At 68.4% G+C, this 18,177-nt stretch carries 15 protein-coding genes; 6 read left to right on the top strand and 9 right to left on the bottom strand.

What is annotated here, in order from left to right; all coding sequences use genetic code 11:
• Position 1: 1 nt before the first annotated feature.
• Complete coding sequence (locus ABT313_RS15165) at positions 2–2,440, bottom strand: hypothetical protein (RefSeq protein ID WP_350852925.1); 2,439 nt, start codon at positions 2,438–2,440, stop codon at positions 2–4.
• Between the two features lie 173 nt (positions 2,441–2,613).
• Here ABT313_RS15165 and ABT313_RS15160 point away from each other — a divergent pair, with 173 nt between their 5' ends.
• Genes ABT313_RS15160 through ABT313_RS15150 form a run of 3 tightly spaced genes read left to right on the top strand, consistent with a single transcriptional unit; the run spans position 2,614 to position 4,854 of the window.
• On the top strand, positions 2,614–2,865 hold the full coding sequence (locus ABT313_RS15160) for a phosphopantetheine-binding protein (protein WP_134105965.1): 252 nt from the start codon (positions 2,614–2,616) through the stop codon (positions 2,863–2,865).
• The gene (locus ABT313_RS15155) at positions 2,862–4,115 is read left to right on the top strand and encodes an AMP-binding protein (RefSeq protein WP_350852922.1); all 1,254 of its coding nucleotides are present in this window, start codon (positions 2,862–2,864) and stop codon (positions 4,113–4,115) included. The genes ABT313_RS15160 and ABT313_RS15155 overlap by 4 nt, the downstream gene beginning before the upstream one ends.
• On the top strand, positions 4,108–4,854 hold the full coding sequence (locus ABT313_RS15150; protein WP_350852919.1) for an SDR family NAD(P)-dependent oxidoreductase: 747 nt from the start codon (positions 4,108–4,110) through the stop codon (positions 4,852–4,854). The genes ABT313_RS15155 and ABT313_RS15150 overlap by 8 nt, the downstream gene beginning before the upstream one ends.
• Here ABT313_RS15150 and ABT313_RS15145 read toward each other — a convergent pair.
• A complete protein-coding gene (locus tag ABT313_RS15145) occupies positions 4,818–6,311 on the bottom strand; it encodes an MFS transporter (protein WP_350852916.1) in 1,494 nt (497 codons plus the stop codon). The two genes, ABT313_RS15150 and ABT313_RS15145, sit on opposite strands and share 37 nt — an antisense overlap.
• Positions 6,312–6,434: 123 nt before the next feature.
• Between ABT313_RS15145 and ABT313_RS15140 the strand changes: the two genes are divergently transcribed.
• The gene (locus ABT313_RS15140; RefSeq protein WP_350852913.1) at positions 6,435–7,034 is read left to right on the top strand and encodes a TetR/AcrR family transcriptional regulator; all 600 of its coding nucleotides are present in this window, start codon (positions 6,435–6,437) and stop codon (positions 7,032–7,034) included.
• On the opposite strand, the gene ABT313_RS15135 is transcribed toward ABT313_RS15140, so the two are convergent.
• Positions 6,994–7,512 carry a dTDP-4-dehydrorhamnose 3,5-epimerase family protein gene (locus ABT313_RS15135; RefSeq protein ID WP_350852910.1) on the bottom strand — a complete coding sequence of 173 codons (519 nt, stop codon included), beginning with the start codon at positions 7,510–7,512 and terminating at the stop codon, positions 6,994–6,996. The two genes, ABT313_RS15140 and ABT313_RS15135, sit on opposite strands and share 41 nt — an antisense overlap.
• A complete protein-coding gene (locus tag ABT313_RS15130) occupies positions 7,509–8,714 on the bottom strand; it encodes a DUF2786 domain-containing protein (protein ID WP_350852907.1) in 1,206 nt (401 codons plus the stop codon). The genes ABT313_RS15135 and ABT313_RS15130 overlap by 4 nt, the downstream gene beginning before the upstream one ends.
• Before the next feature lie 156 nt (positions 8,715–8,870).
• On the opposite strand from ABT313_RS15130, the gene ABT313_RS15125 reads away from it, so the two are divergent.
• Positions 8,871–10,262 carry an FAD-binding oxidoreductase gene (locus ABT313_RS15125; protein WP_350852904.1) on the top strand — a complete coding sequence of 464 codons (1,392 nt, stop codon included), beginning with the start codon at positions 8,871–8,873 and terminating at the stop codon, positions 10,260–10,262.
• Here ABT313_RS15125 and ABT313_RS15120 read toward each other — a convergent pair.
• The 4 genes from ABT313_RS15120 to ABT313_RS15105 form a co-directional block, all read right to left on the bottom strand.
• Positions 10,237–11,202: a GNAT family N-acetyltransferase gene (locus ABT313_RS15120; protein ID WP_350852901.1), complete on the bottom strand. Its 966-nt coding sequence runs from the start codon at positions 11,200–11,202 to the stop codon at positions 10,237–10,239. The two genes, ABT313_RS15125 and ABT313_RS15120, sit on opposite strands and share 26 nt — an antisense overlap.
• Positions 11,203–11,242: 40 nt before the next feature.
• Positions 11,243–12,271, bottom strand: a complete 1,029-nt coding sequence (locus ABT313_RS15115; RefSeq protein WP_350852897.1) for an alpha/beta hydrolase-fold protein — start codon at positions 12,269–12,271, stop codon at positions 11,243–11,245.
• Positions 12,272–12,287: 16 nt separating this feature from the next.
• Complete coding sequence (gene argS / locus ABT313_RS15110; protein WP_350855095.1) at positions 12,288–13,934, bottom strand: arginine--tRNA ligase; 1,647 nt, start codon at positions 13,932–13,934, stop codon at positions 12,288–12,290.
• A gap of 129 nt (positions 13,935–14,063) precedes the next feature.
• Positions 14,064–16,286 carry a bifunctional glycosyltransferase/CDP-glycerol:glycerophosphate glycerophosphotransferase gene (locus tag ABT313_RS15105; protein WP_350852894.1) on the bottom strand — a complete coding sequence of 741 codons (2,223 nt, stop codon included), beginning with the start codon at positions 16,284–16,286 and terminating at the stop codon, positions 14,064–14,066.
• Positions 16,287–16,310: 24 nt separating this feature from the next.
• Here ABT313_RS15105 and ABT313_RS15100 point away from each other — a divergent pair, with 24 nt between their 5' ends.
• On the top strand, positions 16,311–17,084 hold the full coding sequence (locus tag ABT313_RS15100; RefSeq protein ID WP_350852891.1) for a Fic family protein: 774 nt from the start codon (positions 16,311–16,313) through the stop codon (positions 17,082–17,084).
• Positions 17,085–17,355: 271 nt separating this feature from the next.
• Here ABT313_RS15100 and ABT313_RS15095 read toward each other — a convergent pair whose 3' ends face one another.
• Positions 17,356–18,165: an HAD family hydrolase gene (locus ABT313_RS15095; RefSeq protein ID WP_502883988.1), complete on the bottom strand. Its 810-nt coding sequence runs from the start codon at positions 18,163–18,165 to the stop codon at positions 17,356–17,358.
• Between the last annotated feature and the right edge of the window lie 12 nt (positions 18,166–18,177).

Here is an 18,177-nt window from a genome sequence, read left to right as displayed (position 1 = left end):
CCTACGGGCTCTTGAGGCCTGGTGTGGTTGTTTGTTGGGTCGGGGGTGGGCCTGTGGGGAAGGTGGGTGAGGCTGGCAGGCTGTTGGTGGGGAGGCTGCCGGTGGGGAAGGGCTGGGTCTGTTGGGTTTGGCCTGGGGGTTGGGTGGTCGGGAAGCTGGAGGTGTTTGTCGGGAAGCTGGGTGTGGTTGTGGGAAAGCTCGGCGTGCTGGTTGGGCTGCCGGTTGGGGAGGGAGTTCTGGTAGGGAACGGGTTCTCCGGGGGTGGCGGGTAGATCTGGTAGACGCGGACGGTGCCCAGCTGGAACCTGAGTTCGGTCAGCTTGTCCAGGTTCTTCGGTGGGGCGCTGACTCGGTCGTCGAGCAGTAGCCACTGCACGTCGTACTTCGTGCGGAGCGTTTCGATGAGCTGGCGGGTGGGGTTGCTGAAGACCTCGTCGTTCAGCTGCAGCTGCTCCTGGTCCGAGTACGGTCCCTGCACGCCGGCGGGATACGTGTCGTCGACGCGGGTCTGGTACGACCACCCCTCCACCAGCACGCGTCGCTCGGCGTACCCGGCGATCCAGTACGAGCCGATCTGGCAATGGGACGCCCGCGCCTGGTGGCAGTGCAGATTGGTGGCGATCCGGTCGTCCGACCCCGAGTTCCGGCGGATGAACCGCGCCGCCTCGATCCCGCCCGGCGCGATCGACTCGTACGACGTCAACGGCGGGCTGGCGAACTTCCGTATGGCCGCCACCGTCGGCGACACCGTCATACCCACCAGCACCGCGACCGCGATGACAGCCCAGGTACGACGGGAGCCGCGCAACACCAGCCCGAAGACGCCGATGCCGAGCGCAGCGATCACCAGCGCGACCACGAGGCCCTGGCCGAAGCAGCCCCCCGACGTACACGAACTGTCCGAGCGATAACGACCCCAGTAGATGGCAGCGACGCCGATCAACAACGCCACACCAGCGATCCAGTACTGACGCCGCTCCAACGACCCGAGCCCCCACGTGGCCAGCAGCACCCCGAAGATGAACCCGGTCCGCACGAAGAACAGCGGCGTGTCACCACGATCCGCCAACAGCGACGCACCCAGCACCGCAGCGACGAATCCGGCCAGCAGGAAGACCACCATCGGGTCGCGCGCCAACCGCCGCTTGATCAGCAACGCACCGACCACCGGCATGACCCACCCGACCACCACGACCACGGCGATCACCGGGACAGCAGACCCACCGCCCATCCGATCCGCCAGGCTGTCGAACGTCGCCCCCGGATCGAACCGCACGCTCGACGCCGCACCACCCAGCACGAAGAAGAACGTCAACGCGTACGCCGCTGCCACGCCCACACCGAGCACCAGAGCACGCAGGTTGAGTCGACCGGCCCGGACCGTCAGATAGATCCACGCAACAGCCAGACCGGTCGCGTAAATGGGCAGTGCGGTCGCTTTCGTCAAGGCCAGCGCCGCAACGAGCACTCCGGCCGCAACGTAGAGCCGAAACAACTCACCACGCGTTTTGGGCGACTGGCGCCTCAGCAGCACCGCAGTGACCGCTATCAGCGGCAGCAGCAACACCGTGGAGAAGGCCTGCGGCGGATTGGTCAGCTGTCCAAGGGAAAACGGCCCGTCCGCGAACACTCGGTCGGACACCGCCCACGGCCACGCAACCAGATCGCCCCCGGCCACCACGAGCCCAGCAGCGATCGGTGCGGCCACAGCACGACCGGTCAGCATCATCCCGACCGCGGCCGCACCCAGCACCGTCAACAGTATCCAGGCGAACGGCACCATCCGGTGCGTCAGTACGTCGAGCGGCACACTCGTGATCCAGTGCGCCGACGCGATGTGGTCGTACGCCGTCCAGTGGCTGGTCAGCCATCCACCATCGGCGTACGGGACCCGCGGCGGGAAGTGGTGCGTCACCTCACCCGCGAGCGCGAGGTTGTGCGGCGCATCCGAGTTGGGTCGCAGCGCCTCCGACCCGTCGAGCGGGATGAGCCGCGAGCCGACGCGGACGAACCACGCAGCCGCGACGCCGACCGCGACCATCGCACCGGCGATCGACCACCACGGCGTCGGCCGCTCGGGCAGCTTGCGGCGCGGCAACGCCCGCCACACCCCGAGAGCCAGCGCCGGCATCAGCAACGCCGCGAACGGCATGTTGAACAGCATCCCGATCGGATAGAGCAGCGCCTCGACGGCCAGGCCGAACGCAGTACCGAGGACGATGTCGGCCGAGAACCACCCGACGCCGCCGGTCAGCCGGCGCCAGAACATCGTGCCCGGTACGACGATCACGACCAGCAGATAACCGAGGTACGCCGCGGGCATCCACGGCGGATGCTCCTGCAGCGCCACGAACCAGGCCACCGGCAGGACAGGCAGGCTCGCCAGCGCCGCGATCCGCTTGCCGCTTCCCGCGGCACGGCGCCTGCCCGCTCTGATCATCGCGTCAGTGTATGAGTCCGACGAGTCGCGTTCGTGGCCGGTGAGGCGTTTACCGCGGTGAAGTTCGCATTTACACTCAGTAACCTCCCACACCGCTTAGTCGCCGGGAGGTCCCGATGGTCAAACGGTTGACAGCCTGGGGGCCCGGCAGTGACCCGCTAGGCTTCGGGACTATGAGTTCGGTGGCGCGGGGTCGGGTCAGGGAGATGATGGGTGAGGTGATGACGGCCCAGGGCCGATCATTGCCGGCCGACGACACAGCGGATCTCCGCGAGATCGGGTTCCGATCGCTCGACTTCTCCGAGCTGGCCCTCCGGGTGGAGGACGAGCTCGGCGACGAGCTGAACTTCGATGCCCCCGGGCTGCGCCGGATCGCGACGGTCGGCGACGTACTGGACTTCATCGAGCAACTTCAGTCTGCGTGACGGCCGCCGTGACCAGCCGCCGCCGGACCACCGCCCTGATCGGTGACGACAACACTGTCGTCGTCGCCGGTAAGCGCCTGACCTGGCGGACGCTGCACAAGCTGCCGCAACTGCCGTCGCCCGCAGCCGTGCTGGTAGACAGCGGCGCCGACGCGCTCGCCTCTCTGCGCCACCATGCGGTCCACGGCACCGAGCTGCTGGTCGCCGCCGAGTCCCGGGTGGACATGCGGATGCGCGAGGAACTCGGCGAGTCCGGGTTCGCGATCGTCCTGCCCGATGGGGCAGTGACCCCGGCCAAGCTGAAGCGTGTCGAGGAGTCCGGCCGGGCCTGGCTGCTCACGTCCGGTTCGACCGGCCGCCCGAAGCGCATCGGCCACACCCTCGAGTCCCTGACCACGGTCACCGGGGATCAACCGCCGCGCACCTGGCTGCTGCCGTACTCGCCCGGGACCTACGCCTGGTGGCAGGTCGTCACGCTCTCACTGACCCAGGCCGATCAGGGCCTGGTCGTGATCGAGCCCAGCGAGCTCGAGGAGTGGCCCGCGATCGCGGCCGAGCACGGCGTCACAGCCGCCTCGGGTACGCCGACGTTCTGGCGGCAGGCGATCTACCGCGACGCCGACGCGCTCGCCGCCGTACCGCTGGAGCAGATCACGCTCGGCGGCGAACCGGTCGATCAGGCCATCCTCGACCAGCTGCGGGAGATCTTCCCGAAGACGCGGATCTCCTGGATCTACGCGTCCTCCGAGGTCGGCGCCTCGATCGTGGTGCACGACGGCAAGGCCGGGTTCCCGAAGACCTGGCTGGACCGTGAGCCCGACCCGGAGCGTCCGGTGCTTTCCGTCGAGGGTGACGAGCTGGTGATCCGCTCGCCGCATCACGGCGCGGGCCTGGTCGGCGCCGTCCGCACCGGCGACCGGATCGAGTACGACGGCGACCGCGTGCTGATCACCGGGCGCCTGGACACCGACGAGATCAACGTCGGCGGATCGAAGGTGTCGGCGGGCGTGGTCCGCAACGTGCTGATGGGTCATCCGGGTGTTTCGTGGGCGCGGGTGTTCGCGCGCAAGGCGCCGCTGGTCGGCCGGATGGTCGCGGCCGAGGTCGTCCCGAACCGCGCGCTCGGCCCGATCACGGATGCCGACCTGGTGCAGTGGTGCTCGACCCGGCTGCCTGACTACGGCGTACCCCGGAGGATCAAGTTCCTCGACGAGATCCCGCAGAAGGAATCCCTGAAGAGTGATGTCTGAAGTCAGTCTTGTCCCGCCGGCCTCGGTCGTGCTGGTGTCGGGCGGCTCGCGCGGTCTCGGCCTGGCGATCGTCACCGACCTGCTCGCAGCCGGGCTCAAGGTCGCGGCCTTCGCCCGGACCGTCACACCGGAGCTGACGGCGCTCGGCGAGAAGTACCCGGACCATCTGCACTACGGCGCGGTCGACGTCAACGACGCCGACGCCGCTCAGGCCTTCGTAAAGGAGGTCGAGCAGGCGCTCGGGCCGATCGATGCCTTGGTCAACAATGCGGCGATCGGCCAGGACTCCTTGCACGTCCACACCTCGGCGGATCACCTGGCCGAGATCATCCGGACGAACCTGACGTCGCCGTTGATCCTGACCCGCTTCGTCCTGCGCCGGATGCTGGCCAAGGGACTGAAGGGCCGGATCGTCAACATCACCTCGATCTGCGCGCAACGCGGCTATCCCGGCCTGGTCGCGTACTCGGCGACCAAGGGCGGCATGGACGCGGCCACCCGCTCACTCGCTCGTGAGCTCGGTGGCCGCATCCTCGCCAACTCGGTCGCACCGGGCTTCTTCGCCTCGGAGATGTCCGCGGTCCTCGGCCAGACCCAGCTCGACCAGATCGTCCGGCGTACTCCGACCGGTCACCTGACCGAGCCGGAGGACGTGCTGCCGGTCGTCCGCATGCTCCTGCTGGAGAACACGAACATCAACGGTCAGGTGCTGGTCGTGGACGGCGCTGCCTCGATCTGAGTCAGGCTCTCGACCGGCTCCGGCTGTGTGCGGAACCAGTTCCACGGACGGACGCTGATCACGATCATGGTCAGCGTGAGCCCGGCGTACACCAACGCCCCGATGAAGGCTGCGTGGACGCCGTCGACCAGGACCTCACGCGGGATCCTCGAGGTCGAGTTGCGGCTCGCCGTACCGAAGATCGTGACCAGGATGCCGAGGCCCAGTGCGCCGCCGACCTGCTGGACCACGTTCAGCATGCCGGACGCGGCGCCCGAGTCCTCCGGTGCGACACCTGAGATGGCCCGGCCGACCAGCGGGATGAAGATCATCCCGGCGCCGCCGCCGAACAGCAGCAGCGGACCGACCACGTCGTGCAAGTAGGTGCTGTGCGCGTCCAGCCGGGTCAGCCAGACGGTGCCCAGCGCGACCAGCGTCGATCCGGCCAGCATCAGCTTCGCTCCGTCGATCCGGGCGACCAGCCGCGGTACGACGCGTGACGCGGTGAACAGCAGACCGGTCATCGGCAGGAAGGCCAGACCGGCGGCCACCGGCCGGAGTCCGAGCACACCCTGCAGGTACTGCGTCAGGAAGAAGAACATCCCGAACATCGTGCCGACGACCAGCAGCATCGTCAGGTACGACGTCGACCGGGCGGCGGACTTGAACAGCCGCAACGGCACGATCGGGTGGCTGACCCGGCGCTCGATCATGACGAACGAGACCAGCAGCACCACACCGACGGCAAAGGAAGCCAGTACTTCGGCCGAGGTCCAGCCGGCCTCAGCGACCCGGATGAAGCCGTAGACGAGTGACGTGATGCCGAGCGTCGAGGTGAGCGCACCGGCCACGTCGAACCGGCCGGTCTCAGGCTCGGTCTCGGTCAGCACGCGTCGTGCGGCGAAGACCAGCGCGATACCGATCGGGACGTTCACGAACAGGCCCCAACGCCAGGACGCCCACTCGGTCAGCATGCCCCCGAGGACCAGGCCGACGCTGCCGCCGCCGGACGAGACGAGGCTGTAGTAGCCGAGCGCCTTCATCCGCTCGGGGCCTTCGCGGTACGTGAGCATCAGCAGCGTCAGCGCGGCCGGAGCAGCGATCGCGCCACCGATGCCCTGCAGGACGCGGGCGGCGAGCAGCAGCTCCGCGTTCGGCGCGAGACCGCCGAGCAGCGAGGCGAGCGTGAAGACACTGATACCGGTGATGAACACCCGGCGGCGGCCGAGCAGGTCACCGGCGCGGGCGCCGAGCAGCAGCAGACCGCCGAACGCGAGTGCGTAGGCGTTCTGGACCCACGACAGGCTGGACGGGCTGAAGTGCAGGGCCTGCTGAATGTGCGGCATCGCGATGTTCACCACGGTGCCGTCGAGGATCACCATCAGCTGGGTGACCAGGATTACTGCGAGTACTACCCCCGGCCGCCGAGCGGGCGTGCCGGATCTGGCGCCGGCCGGCGCCGCGGCTGTTGCCGACATATTGCTCCTTACCCCGCAGGGGTTACAGTTGTGAGAGAAAGCGGAGCGCTCCTCCGGATACGATACGGAGGCATCCTCCGCTTTGCAAGCGATATTGTGAACGGACCTGTGCGAGGAGGTTGGATGGCGCCGCAACCACTGCCGTGCGCGCGGCCGAACCGTGCGGACGCGGCCCGGAACTACGACCGCCTGGTGACGGCCGCCCGGGAGACTTTCGCGGAGCACGGCACCGACACCTCGCTGGAGGAGATCGCCCGTCGCGCCGGTGTCGGTATCGGCACGCTGTACCGCCGGTTCCCGAGCCGTACCGCCCTGCTCGAGGCGGTCTACGTCGAGGAGATCCAGTCCGTCTGCGACCGCGCGTACGACTTCGACCGCGAGCTGGAGCCGTTCGAGGCGCTGGCCGCGTGGCTGCGCAGCTTCCTCGGGTACGGCCTGTCCAAGGGCACGCTGGCGAGCGAGCTTACGGTTGCCCTGGGCAAAGACTCGCCGTTCTTCAAGGCCTGCAAGGTGAACGTGCAGGAGGCCGGGAATCTCCTGCTGGACAAGGCGAAAGCGGCCGGCGAGGTGCGGCAGGAGCTGGACCTGGCGGACGTCATGCGACTGGTCGGCGGTATCAACATGGGTCGCGACATCGAGCCCGAGCAAGCCAATCGCCTGCTCGACATCGTGCTCTGCGGGCTCAGGCCCGCTGCTCCCGCAGCTGCGCCAGCGAAGGGTTAGCGGCGTCCCGCTCGGTGTAGCTCAGCTCCTCTGCCGGCCAGTCGATCGCCAGCTCCGGGTCGAAGAGGTCGACGGCCACCCGCTCCGGCGACCAGTGCTCGTTCACCAGGAAGTTGTACGTCGTGTGCGGCGTCACCGTGCAGAACGAGTTCCCGACGTCCCGCGGCACGAACAACGCCTGCTCCGGACCGAGCTCGAACGTCTCCACCCGGCCGAACGTCTCGTTGTCCCGCAGGTCGACGATCGCGGCGAACACCCGGCCCGACGACGGCGACAGGTACTTGTCCCACGGCTCGGCGTGGATGCCGCGGACGATGCCGGCCTCGGCGAAGTACGCGACGTTGTGCTGGACGACGTCCATCCCGAGCTCGGCCAGCTTCTCGCGGTGGAAGTTCTCCTTGAACCACCCGTCGTCGTTGGGCTTCACCTCCAGCGCGATCCTCAGTACGCCGGGGATCGTGGTCTCCTCGATCTTCACCGGCGGACCTGCCGGCGGGCGTCGAGTTGGGCCTGGTCGGCGGCGGTCAGGCCCGCGTGCCAGCCGGCGCCGTTGGTGATGCGCGTCCGCCGGGTCGTCGTGTTCGGGAAGAGCTGCGCGAACAGCGCGTCCACCTGCTCCTCCCGTTTGGCCAGCACCGGCAGCAGCCGACCGGCATCCGCTTCCGGTACGGCGGCCTGGGTCGCCGCGGCGGTCTGCTCCAGCCGCTCGCCGATCCGCAACGCATACGCCATCAGGAACGACTGGCGGAACGAGCGCGTCCTGGACTCTCCGCGATGGCCGATGTGCTTGCCAGCAGCAATCATCGCCCGGTTCGCCTGCACCAGCAGGGAGGTGCTGAGGATCTCGGTGTGCTGCAGATCCACCTCCGCGCCGACGATAGTGACCACCGCCAGCTCGTCGATCACGACCGTCCGGCACCGGTTCGCCGAGGCGACCGCGCCGACCAGCTGAGCTTTGGCCGAGACGTACGGCGTCTCGACCCACAGCCGTCGCGCAGCCGAGTCGTCCGGGATCTCCACATCGGCCTCGACCAGCGCACTGTCCAGCGAGAACTTGGCCATCAACTCCTGCGCCTTCCCGGACAGCGCTTCGGCCTCGTCCGGGAACTCGGTCGCCTCCGCCTTCGCGAGCAGCGCACGAATCCGCGCCAGCATCTTCCCGTTGGCCGGCACGACGTGGTGGGCCTGGCGGACAGTCGTGCCGGGCAGCGGAAAGATCCGAGCCAGCACCGGGAGCGTCTGGAGGAATCCGGCCAGCGACAGCGCATGGTGCAAGGTGAGGTAGCGGCCGACGCGGGCACCGGCGGCCCACGCGGTCAGGCTCAACTCGGTGAAGGGTTGCGGCACGCCGAGGTCGACCAGCTGCTCGAGCCAGCGCGAGTCGATCGTCGCGGCCTTGTAGCCCACGTGTTCGGCGGCGATCGCGGCCAGCAGCAGCGGCTCGACGCCCGGATCCAGACTGCGGCGGCCGTGCTGGACGACGTCGGCCGGCGCCCAGCCGCGCTCCCACGTCGTGCGGAGCAGGCCGCTGAGGAACCCTTGCAGGCAACGGTCCACCTGCGCCTGGTCGCGCTCGTCGTACGCGCCCAGGCGGGCCAGGTGTTCGTCGGCGCGATCGTCGCGCACCGCCACGACAGCAGCCGTGATCGGTAACAATCGCAGGATTTCCTCGTCACTCACGCCGTCGAGTCTGACACTCACCGAAGTTCCTGCCCAAACGGGAATCCGTTCCCTTGTGGATAACGCCCGTCACTCTGCAGGCTGCCCGAAAGGACGCTGACGCAGCGGAGCCGGGCACCTAGCCTGGCGGCAAGACATCGGGGAGGGGACAAGTACATGACGCAGACTGTGGGGGAACTGCGCGCGGCCGTGAGCGGAGCCGTGTTCGCACCGGAGGACGACGGGTACGACACTGCGCGCCGGCTGTGGAACGCAGAGCACGTCCGGGAGCCGGCGGTGATCGCCCAGGTTGGTTCGGCCGAGGACGTGCAGGCAGCCGTCCGGTATGCAGTGGCGGAGGGGCTCGAGATCGCCGTCCGCGGCGGCGGCCACAGCATTGCCGGGTTGTCGTCGGTGGACGGCGGACTGATGATCGACCTGAGCCGGCTCAACCAGGTCACGGTGGATCCCGAGGCGCGGCGGGCTCGCGTCGGCGGCGGTGCGCTGTTGCGGGATCTCGACGCGGCCACGCAGGAACACGGCCTCGCCGTACCGGCCGGGCTGATCGGCCACACCGGCGTCGGCGGGCTCACGCTCGGCGGGGGCATGGGCTGGTTGACCCGGATGCACGGGCTCACCATCGACAACCTGGAGTCGGTCCAGCTGGTCACCGCGGACGGCAGCATCGTGCGTGCCGCGGAGGACGAGAACGCCGACCTGTTCTGGGCGGTGCGTGGTGGCGGCGGCAACTTCGGCGTGGTCACCGAGTTCGAGTTCCGGCTGCACCCGGCCGGTCCGATCGTGAACTTCGGCCTGGCGTTCTGGGGGCAGGACCAGGGCGCGGAGCTGCTCCGGGCGGCCCGCGAGGTGATCCCGACACTGCCGCGTGAGGTCAACGTGGTGATCGCGGCCTTGAACGCGCCGCCGGCGCCGTTCGTCCCGGAGGAGCACCACTTCAAGCCGGGGTTCGCCCTGGTTGTGGTCGGGTTCGGCGCGCCCGAGCAGCACGCCGACGCAGTGGCCCGGCTGCAGGAGGCGCTGCCGCCGCTGTTCCAGATGGTCACGCCGATGCCGTACGTCGCCGTACAGCAGCTGCTCGACGAGGCGAACGGCCCGGGGATGTACCACTACGAGAAGGGCGCGTACCTCGAGACGCTGTCCGACGAAGCGATCGAGGTGTACACGTCACAGCAGGTGCACAAGACGTCGCCGATGTCGGCCGCCATGATCTACCACCTCGACGAGGGCTATCTCGAGACCGCGGACGACGCCACCGCGTTCGGCGGCCAACGGACCGAGCGCTACGCGATGTTCATCATCGCGACCACGCCGGTCCCTGAGGCCCTGGAAGCCGAGCGCGCCTGGGTGCGAACCTTCTGGGACGCCGTCCAGCCGTACGCGATCAACATCGGCAGCTACGTGAACGGTATGGCGGAGCCGGACGCGGACCGGCTCCGGGCGTCGTACGGCGACAAGTTCGACCGACTGGTGGAGCTGAAGCGGAAGTACGACCCGGACAACGTGTTCCACCGCAACCAGAACATCAACCCAGCGGCAATTGGTAGCTGATGAACTTCTGGTGAGTGACGAAGCCGAGGCCCTCGTACAGCCCGAGGGCTCCGGTGGGGTTGTCGGCGTCGACGCCGAGCGCGGCCCGCTGGTATCCGGCCTCTGCGGCCTTGGTGAGCACCTTCGCCAGGGCCGCACGGGCCAGTCCGCGCCCGCGGTACGCACGCCGGGTGCCGACCTGGCCGATGTACAGCTCCCGGACGCCGGTCACCTCGGTGTCCGCTTCCCACTCGTAGCCGTTGACGTACGCCGCGACGGTATCGCCGTCCATGACGTAGTACGACTGCTGGCCGCGGAACGCGCGCAATCCGACATTCCTGGCGCGCCAGCCCTCCGTGGTGGGCGGCGTCCAGCCCCAGTGGTCGGAGAAGGCCTCGTAGTGGGCCAGCCGCAATGCCTCCTCGTACGACGTGTCGTACGACCTCAGCTTCAGACCGTCGGGCACCGGTGAGTCCGGGACCGGCTGGTCGAGCGGCCGGCGCATGTCGAAGAAGTAACGCTCTGCCTCGAACCCGAGGTTGCGCAGCATCCGGTCCGCACCGGTGTTGGCACTGCTCGCTCCGACGCCGACCTGGCCGGGGGCCTCGGGGTGCTTGGCGGTGTGCAGCTCGCCGGCCCGCTCGATCAGCCAGCGCATCAGCGTCGTGCCGAGACCCTGCCGGCGCCACTCGGGGTCGATGGTGCCCTCGGCGTTGACTCGGTCCACGTCCACCACGGCGGACTTCACCTGCGCGATGCCGTAGCCGATCATCCGGTCGCCGGACCACAGGCCGATGGTGTCCCGGGCCAGGTGCGGGTGGTCCAGTTGCTCGGCCAGGTCCTCGGCGCTGAAGTTCTCGCCGTCCTGGTCGACCTTCTCCTTGGCGGCCAGCAACTCCGCCCACGCCTCCACGTCACCCTTGTCGATCGGGCGCGCTTGGATCCCCTCCGGCCAGTTCATGGGACGAAGGTACGACGTCCGCCGGGCCACGGCACGTCAATTAGCTCAGCTGCTCGGCAAGCCACCGCACCGCCATCGGATAGCGGTACTCGATACCGCCGTGGGTGCCCTCGAACAGCTCGAAGTGGATCCGCTCGTCCGGCAGACCGGTCTCGCGGGCGGCCCGGTGGAACGCGGTCGCCCCCAGGTCCAGGTAGTACTCGTCCTGCCGGCCCGCGTCGATCCACACCGCCCGCAGCGAGCGCAGTGCGTCGGCGTACTGCGGCTCCTTGACCATCTCGACCGGGTCCCGCGACAGCCAGCGCGCCCAGACCTCGGGGACGATCGACCCCAGGTCGTCGAACGGCATTAGGACCGTGCCGTCGGGCTCAGCGGAGTACGCCGACGCGTAGCCGTACATCTCCAGCAGGTGCAGGTCCTCGTTCGTCGTACGGCCGGTCCTCGTCGCCAGATCCGCGAAGTACTTCTCGTAGCTGCCGTCGTACTTGTCCCGCAGCGTCCGCGCACGCTCCGGGAACTCCGGCCGGTAGCAGACGTCGAAGAGCGCGTCACCGGCATGTGTAGCGAGCGCCCCGAACACATCCGGCCGCAGCAACGGCATGACCATCGCCGTGTACCCGCCACTCGACTTGCCGGTGACAGCGCGGTGGTCGCGGTCTGGGATGGTCCGGTACGTCGCGTCGACCCACGGCACGATCTCGTCGCACAGGTACGACTGGTACTGACCTGTGCCGGGCGAGTCGAGGCACTGGCTGCCGCCGTACTTCGTCCAGGAGTCGACGAACACCACTACTGCCCGCGGCACGCTCTCGTCGGCGAACATGGCGTCCAGCAACTCCGGGTACGGCTGGCGGAACGGAGTCCGGTTGAACCACATCCCGACATGACCGGTGTAGCCCATCGTCACGTAGATGGACGGGTAGCGGTCCTCGGACTCGTCGTACCCCGGTGGCAGGTAGACCAGCACCGGACGCTCGTGTGGATCGCCGAGCGGGTTCCCGCGCAGCAGTTCGCTCGTGAACGTCAGTTGGTCCAGGCGTCCGTTGAGTTCAGCCGACCACGGCAGCATCCGTACCTCCAGTGGGTCACATCGCGTCAGGGGCCTCGATACCGAGCAGGCCGAGTCCATCCTGCAACACACTGCGGGTTGCCGTGCAGAGGGCGATCCGGCTTGCTCTGGTCGCGCCTTCGCTGCCGAGAACCGGGCACTGCTCGTAGAAGGTGGAGAGGGCGGACGCCACGTCGTACAGATAGGTGCAGAGTCTGTGCGGCTGCAGCGTCTCGGCCACCTGGGCGACGGCCGCTGCGAAGCCGGAGAGCAGGAGGGCCAACCGCTGCTCGGCGGGGTCCTTGAGTCCGGTGACCTCAGTCGACGCCTCAGCCTTGGACAGGAGCCTCGTGAGCCGGGCATGGGCGTACTGGAGGTACGGTCCGGTGTTGCCGGTCATCGCAACCATCCGGTCCAGGTCGAACACGTAGTCGTTACCCCGGTCGCTCGACAGGTCGGCGTACTTGACCGCACCGATCCCGACGGCCCGCGCTGTAGCCTCCCCGCTGGCACTCGCCTTTGCCACCGCGCTCTCCAGCAGGTCGACGAGCTTGACCGTCCCGCCTTCCCTTGTTTTGAAGGGTTTCCCGTTCGGTCCGAGTACCGTACCGAACGCCACATGCTCCGCCGGTACGTCGGCCGGCAGCCACCCCGCGGTCCGCGCCAACGTGAAGATCATGTCGAAGTGCAGCGCCTGCCGGTGGTCGACGACGTAGACGATCCGGTCGGCGTGCAGGGTGCTGACCCGGTGTCTGACGGCGGCCAGGTCCGTTGCGCTGTAGCCGAAACCACCGTCCGACTTCCGCACGATCACGGGCAACGGTTCGCCGTCCCGTCCCAGGTAACCGGGCAGGAAAGCGCACATGGCGCCGTCGGACTCGGTCAGCAGGCCTTGCTGCTCGAGCTCAGCCACCACCTGCGGCAGGTCGTCGTTGTAGGCGCTCTCACCAACCACATCCGCCCGTTGCAACTTCGACCCGAGGAGGGCATACACCTGCTCGAAGTCGTCCAGCGACACGTCCACCATGTGCTGCCAGATCGCCCGCGTCTCCGCGTCTCCCGACTGCAGCTTCACCACCCGCAGTCTGGCTGCGTCAGCAAAGGCGCCGTCGCTGTCGAAGTGCCTCCGGCTCCGCTCGTACAGCAGCTGCAACCCTTGTAGATCAAGGGATTCCGCGGCGAGCTCCTCCTCGAGCAGCTGCTCGATCATCATCCCGTACTGCGTTCCCCAGTCGCCCACGTGGTTCTGCCGGATCACCTCGTACCCGACGTAGGTCAGCACATTGCACAAAGCGTCGCCGATGACCGTCGACCGCAGATGGCCGACGTGCATCTGCTTCGCGACGTTCGGCTGCGAGTAGTCGACGACGACCCGTTGGCCGTTACTGGTAAAGGATTCCGGTTCGTTGACTGCCTTCGCCAACGTCGACGGCAGCAGCGTCAGATTGATGAATCCCGGCCCGGCGATCGACGGGTTCTCGCAGAGGTCGTCGACCTGCAGCTCCCCGATCAGGCGCGCGGCGACCTCCCGCGGCGGCTGCTTGAGTGCATTGCCGATCCGCAGCGCCAGGTTGCTCTGGTAGTGGCCGAACTCGGGCTTGGTCGCCGCCCGCAACTCCGGGTCGTACGGCGTACCGAAAGCGGCCTCGGCGGCAGCGGACAGTCTGGTGGCAAGGACAGGCAGAACTGCAGACATAACGGGGTCCTTCAAAGAGACGCGACTGGAACAGGCTGGGGTGTTCAGACAGTGCGTCGTCGTCGCAGGCTGAAGCTCACGCGCGCGGCGTGGACGGGCTTCAAGCTGATCGACATGTCAGCCATTATGCACGAAGTACGCCGACGGTGCCGGTGACCGGTCGGCCAACGGCACGATCGCCGGTACCTCGGTCTCGCCCAGGAACACCCGCCGTACGACGCGCTCGGCCGCCTGCCCGTCGTCGAACTCGCAGAACTTCTCCCGGTAGAGGTGCCGGTGCTTGGCCGCCTCCGGCGTGGCGAACGTGCCGTTCCGCAACGCGGCGAACAGCTCCGCGGACGACCGCGCCACCACCCCGGGCGGGAAGTCGGCAACGTCGAAGTACGTCCCGCGCCGGCCGTCGTAGAAGCCCTGGTCCTCGACGTGCAGCATCATCGGCCGGTCGAGGTTGGCGTAGTCGAAGGTGATCGACGAGTAGTCCGAGATCAGTACGTCGGCCGCCAGCATCAGGTCCTCGACCCGCAGGTGCCGGGACACGTCGAGCACCTTGCCGTCGTGCGTTTCCGGTGCCGTGGACAACGAATAGTGCGTCCGCACGAGCACCCGGCCGTGCTCGCCGGCCGCGCGGGCCAGCTGGCCCGGGTCGAGCTGGAGGCCGGTGCCGCCGAGATCCTTCAACCCGGTCGGCAGCCGGACCGAGTCGACGCCGTCGCGGAACGTCGGCGCGTACAGGATGACCAGGTGCGAGTCGTCGAAGCCCAGTGCGGCCCGGATCGCCCGGACGTCGTCGAGGGTCGCGGTGAGCAGCCGGTCGTTCCGCGGGTAGCCGTACTCGAGCTCCTCGAAGTACGCCGGGTAGGTGCGCTCCCAGATCTCCGAGGAGTACCGGTTCGAGGAGAGGTTGAAGTCCCAGCGGTCGACCTGGCGCATCAGCTCCTCGAGGTCGAGACCCTTCGCGGCCTGCGGGAAGTTGCGCAGATCGGTACCCATCGTCTTCAGCGGCGTGCCGTGCTGGGTCTGCAGGTGGATCTGGCCCTCGCGCTTCTCGAGTTCCTTCGGCCAGTTCATGTTGCTGACGAAGTACGTCGCCTTGCTGAGCAGCTTCTCGTACGCCGGGGAGTCCGCGACGACGTACTCGATGCCCTCCGGGATCGCGGCCAAGTGATCGTTGTCGACCACCCAGACCCCGCGGATGTGCGGCGCCCGCTCGGCCGCCTTCTCGTAGATCGCCCGCGGGTTGCAGGCGTACTGCTTGAACCAGTACGCCGTGTACGCGGCCAGGTTGGGGTCGAGTTTGCTGCGGCGCAGGATCTTGCGGACCGTCTTACGCGGGCTCGGGCCGTGCAGCATCCGCGAGCTGAGCTTCAGGGTCGAGTAGGTCGCGTAGTCGTCGTGGATCAGCAGCCAGCGCTTGAAGCCGCGCGCCGTCCGGTCCGTGGTGTAGCCCTCGGGCTTCCAGCGCTTGGCGAACGCGTGGGCCGCGTGGAAGAACTCGGCCCGGTCGTCAGACGCGATCCGCTCCGGCTTCGCGAGTACGGCGACGATGTGGTCCAGCGACCGGTCGAACGCGAACCGGCGCCAGCCGGCCAGGTCCGGGTCGGACTGGATGAACGCGTGCACCCGGTCGTACTGGTCGAAGATGTCCCACTGCCGGCGCCCGCCGGTGGCGTGGATGTTGCCGCCGGTCCGGTGCTGCCGGTAGTGCACGACGACCCGGTCCAGGGTGGCGATCCGCTCGGCGGTCAGCATCGTCGAGTACGTCCAGGGCGCGTCCTCGTAGAAGCCGGAGGTGAACGCGAAGCTGTGCCGGGTGAGGAACTCCCGCCGGTACGCCTTGTTCCAGACCACCTCGAGGAAGGTCAGGAAGATCGGCCGCTCGGCCGCGGTGAACACGCCGGCGCCCTCCCGCGCGAACGCCTCCTGCCGCTGACTCGCGACCACCCGGCCGTCCCAGAAGATCCGCTCGTAGCCGAACATCACGATGTCCGGCTGGTTCGTGTTGTCGATCCGGGTAGCGATCGCGTCCAGCGAGCCCGGCGCGTAGGTGTCGTCGGCGTCCAGGAACAGCACGTACTCGCCGCGGCACTCCTTCAGCCCGGCGTTCCGCGTCAGCCCGAGCCCGATGTTCTCGTCCAGGTGCAGTGCCCGCACCCGCGGGTCCGCCGCGGCGTACTCGTCCAGGATCCGCCCGGAGCCGTCCGGGTCCGCGTCGTCGACCCCGATCACCTCGAAATCGGTGAACGACTGGCTCAGCACAGAGTCCAAGCATGGCCGCAACCACGCCCGCGAGGCATGGCAGGGGACCACGATGCTGAACCTGGGGACGGTGCCGAGCGCCATACGAAGTCATCCTAGGGTGCAGGCATGAGTGTTGACGTGTTCGAGCCGTTGGCTGGGCTGGAGGGGGTCGGGTCGGCAGCGGCTGCGGCCCGGGATGCGGTCGACGTGCTGCTCCGGGACCGAGGGCTGCGCCGGGTCGGTACGGACATGACCGCCGAGGCCCTGCTGCGTGGCGCCCACGCCTCCGCCGCCCTGGCCGGCAGTACGTCGACGCCCGACGAGGTACGCCGGGGTGCCGCGGACGGGCTGGCTTCCGGGGCGGTCCGGCTGACGGGGGAGCTGATGGCGCTCGCGCCGCAGCTGGACAAGGCACCGGTGCAGGTCTGGACCAGACTGCACCAGTTGGCCGCGGCCGATCTGAGCGACGAGGACCAGTTGGGCCATCTCCGGACCAGTCGGGAAGCAGTGCCGGACGACATCCCGGGGCTGCCGCCGGCACCCGCCGCGGACGAGATGTGGGAGCGGTTGAGCGCTCTCGCGCAGAACCTGACCCGCCCGACCAAGGCGCCCGGCCTGGTCGTGGCCGCGATCGTGCACGCCGAGCTCGCCGTCCTCCGGCCGTTCCCGAGCGCCAACGGACTGGTTGCCCGGGCCGCCGAGCGCTGCCTATTGGTTGCCCGGGGCATCGATCCGGTCGCGGTCACGGTGCCCGAGGGCGGTCACTATGTGTTGCAGGCGTCGTATGCGAGCGGGCTGACCGACTACGCAGTGCAAGGATTGACCGGAGTCCGTGATTGGTTGCTGCGGTCCTGCGAGGTCGTGACAAAGGGCGCCGAGCTCTCGCCGCTGGTCTCCTGAGCTGACATGCGGACGGCGTTCTCAGATTGAGAACGCCGTCGCTGGCACAACACCCTGGTTACCATGCGTGCACCGGTTTGCCGCCACAGGTCTGGCCTGGGTCGCGCTGCCCGTTTGGGATGGGCTGGTCGCCGCGTGGGTGCCTGGTTGCCGTGCAATCTCTACCGGACCCGAAAGTCCTTTGTGCTTCCTTTGTACTCCTGAAACCCCTTTCTGGGAAGGGGATGCGGCGTCTTCATGGAGTTGAGAACAATGAAGCTATCTTCAGCTTTCAGACACTCCGCGAACGCCGGCGGGAGGCCAGCAGCAGCGCACCGGCGGCGATCGCCGCGACCACGCCGGCGGCAACGGCAGGACGCCGTACGCCGGGGAAACCGGCGCGCTCGACGGGCTCGGCGAACTCCAGTACGGGCCACCCGCGCTCGACCGCGATCCGGCGCAACGCCTTGTCCGGGTTGACCGCGAACGGGTGCCCGACCGCGGCCAGCAGCGGCTCGTCGGTGATCGAATCCGAGTAACCGTAGGACGTGGATAGGTCGTAACCCTCGGCAGCGGCGAGCGCCTCGATCGCGGTCACCTTGTTCGGACCGTACGCATAGTCGGCGATCTCGCCGGTGTACTTGCCGTCGGCAACGACCATCCGGGTGGCGATCACCTTGTCGGCGCCGAGCATCGCGCCGATCGGCTCGACCACCTCGGCGCCGGACGACGACACGATCACCACGTCCCGGCCGGCCGCGTGGTGCTCCGCGATCAGCTCGACCGCCTCGGTGTGGATCATCGGCCGGACGATGTGGTCCAGGGTGTCGGCGACGATCGCCTTCACCGTCGCCACGTCCCAGCCGGTGCACATCGCCGAGATGTACTCGCGCATCCGCTCCATCTGGTCGTGGTCGGCGCCGCCGAGCAGGTAGACGAACTGGGCGTACGCGCTCCGCAGTACGGTCCGGCGGTTGATCAGCCCACCGGCGTAGAACGGCCGGGAGAACGCGAGCGTGCTGGAGCGCGCCAGAATGGTCTTGTCCAGATCGAAGAAAGCCGCCGCTCGAGCCGTCCCGGGGTGCGCCATGGGACCGAGCATAGGCAGTTGGGC

The sequence above is a fragment of the Kribbella sp. NPDC000426 genome, from assembly GCF_040300265.1.
In the GTDB taxonomy this organism is placed as follows: domain Bacteria; phylum Actinomycetota; class Actinomycetes; order Propionibacteriales; family Kribbellaceae; genus Kribbella.
The sequence above is the reverse complement of the archived record's forward strand: the minus strand, read 5'-3'. Positions and strand labels throughout refer to the sequence as shown.